The sequence below is a fragment of the Rhodoferax sp. RT4P68 genome, assembly GCF_056521305.1.
Window position 1 is genome coordinate 1 of sequence record NZ_JBWMBB010000045.1, and the last position, 2,429, is coordinate 2,429.

General features: G+C 68.5%; 3 protein-coding genes. 1 reads left to right on the top strand and 2 read right to left on the bottom strand.

From position 1 onward, the window contains the following. The coding region (locus AC099J_RS31560; protein WP_479619263.1) for a hypothetical protein at window positions 1–187 on the top strand (187 nt) is incomplete at its 5' end. A 60-nt stretch (window positions 188–247) separates the two neighbouring features. Here the strand turns inward: AC099J_RS31560 and istB are convergent. Together istB and istA are read right to left on the bottom strand one after the other, a co-directional pair. After that, window positions 248–1,015 carry an IS21-like element helper ATPase IstB gene (istB, locus tag AC099J_RS31565; protein WP_479619264.1) on the bottom strand — a complete coding sequence of 256 codons (768 nt, stop codon included), beginning with the start codon at window positions 1,013–1,015 and terminating at the stop codon, window positions 248–250. Window positions 1,016–1,048: 33 nt separating this feature from the next. After that, window positions 1,049–2,429, bottom strand: a 1,381-nt coding sequence (istA, locus tag AC099J_RS31570) for an IS21 family transposase (protein WP_479619265.1), incomplete at its 5' end; no start/stop codon positions are given.

Sequence of the window (2,429 nt, forward strand, 5' to 3'; positions counted from 1 at the left end):
TGCGCATTTCAGCGATCGTGGACGCCTGTTTCAGGCTGATCGTGGACGGCGTTTCAGCGCCATCGTGGACGCGCGGGGGTTGCGCGCAAGCGAGGTGTTCAATGTATCTCAGTCGTCCACGATCAGTTTGAAGCGCGTCGTAGCCGGGTCCCTGTCGATGCACCTGCAGGGCGGGCTTTGGGTATGAGGATTGGCTCTGCCAGGCCCCTGCCAGGCCGCCGGAGGCGCCCCCCGATCACGCATGTACTCATGCTTGATCCCCTTGCGTCGGGGTGTCGTATGCCGGCTTGGCCTGGTCGCGCAAGGACCTGCCCTTGAGCTCGATCTTGTGGCTGCTGTGAACGACCCGGTCCAGGATCGCATCGGCCAGTGTCGGATCGTCCAGGTAGGTGTGCCAGGCCTTGACCGGCAACTGGCTCGTGATCAACGTCGAGCGCGTACCGACCCGGTCATCCAGCACTTCGAGCAGGTCGTTGCGCTCGGCCGCGCCGATGGGCGAGATCGCGAAGTCATCGATGACCAGCAGATCCAGCTTGGCCAGTTGCGCCAGCCGCCTGGCGAAGCTGCCGTCGCCGTGGGCCACCTGCAACTCGTCGAAGAGACGCGCCGCCCGGGTGTACAGCACCGAGAAGCCCGCGCGTGCCGCCTGATGCGCCAGCGCGCACGCCAGCCAGGTCTTGCCGCAGCCAGTGGCCCCCGTCATCAACAAGCTCTGCCCGTGGCGCAGCCAGTCGCCGCCGGCCAGCGCCGTCACCAGCGACTTGTCCAGGGCCCGGCTGGCTCGCCAGCTGATGTCCTCCACGCACGCCGTGCTGACCTTTAGCCGGGCAGCCTTCAACAGCCGCGCCACTCGCCGGTCGTCGCGCCAGGCCACCTCGCGCTGCACCAGCAGCGTCAGGCGTTCCTCAAAGCCCAGCGCCGTGGCCGCGGCGCTGCTGGCTTGGTCCTCGATGGCGCGCACCATGCCGTCCAGGCGCAGGCTGCGCAATTGGTTGATCGTGTGTTCGTTGAGCATTGCCGTTCTCTCCTTCGTGGGTGGTCAGTGGTGTCAGTGGTAGTAGTCGGGCCCGCGCACGTTCTCGTGGGCAGGCAGCGCCGGCGCGGCGCTCGGGAACAGCGACGGCTGTCGATCCCGCCCGGTCTTCAAGATCGAAGCCACGCTGCGGTAGGTCGGCGAGCGGATCGCCAGCGCCCGGGCGCACGCCGCCTCCAGCCGTGCCGGCGTGTACTCGCGCGCCAGGCGCTGCAGGCCCAGGCAGGCCCGGTAGCCCTGCTCGGGGTGCGGCCGGTGCTCGAGCTGCCAGGTCACCACGGCGGCTGCACTCACGCCGATGCGCCGGCCCCAGTCGAGCAGCTTGGCCGGCGTCCACTGCAGGTGCGCCCGGTGTGACGCGGGCATGTGCTCGGCCACGGTGGTGTGCTGCCCGCGCAGGGCGCTGCGGGCATGGCTGGCCACGCGCTGGTTGGCCAGGAATGCCTCCACCAGCTTGGCCGTGACGCGCAGCTCCACCATCTGGCCCACTAATCGGTGCGGCACGCTGTAGTAGTGACCTTCGAATTCGACGTGGTAGTCGATGCTGACCTTGGCCGTCTTCCAGCTGAACAGCTCGAAGCGCTGGGTCGGCAGCGGCCGCAGCGCCGGGGCGTCCAGCGCCTCGAAGGCGCTGCGTCGGCAGCCGGGCAACTTCTTGAAGGGGCGCTGGTTCAGATCCACCAGAAGCTTGGCAATCGCCTTGTTGAGTTCGGCCAGGCTGAAGAAACGTCGGTTGCGTAACCGGGCCAGGATCCAGCGCTCCACCACCAGCACGGCGTTCTCAACCTTGGGCTTGTCGCGCGGGTGCGCCGGGCGGGCGGCCAGCAGCGCGCAGCCGTAATGGGCGGCGAACTCGTCGTACAGGGCGTTGGGTTCGGGGTCGTAGCGGTCAGGCCGCCTGATCAGGGCGCGGGCCTGGTCGGGCACGATCAGGCGAGGCACACCACCGAAGAACTCCAGGGCCTGGATCTGCGCGCCGATCCAGTCGGCGGTGGTCTGGCGCCGGGTGGCGCAGGCGTAGGTGTAGTTCGATGCGCCCAGCGTGGCCACGAAGATCTGCGCGGCGGTGATCTCGCCGCTGGCGGCGTCCACCAGCGGCACAGTCTGGCCGGCGTAGTCCACGAACAGCTTCTCGCCGGCCAGGTGGGTCTGGCGCATCGAGCGCTTCAGGCCCTGCGCCCAGGCCCGGTACTTCACGCAGAAGCTGGTGTACTTGTAGGCCAACTCGTTGGCTGCGGCGTACTCCTCCCACAGCAGTTGCAGGGTGACGCCCGGGCGCTTGAGCTCCTGGTGGACGGCGGCGAAGTCGGGCGTGAGCTGGTAGCTTGAGCGCGGCAGCGGCGGGCGGTACAGCCGGGACTCCAGTTCCTCGTCGCTCAGCGTCTGGGCCACCACC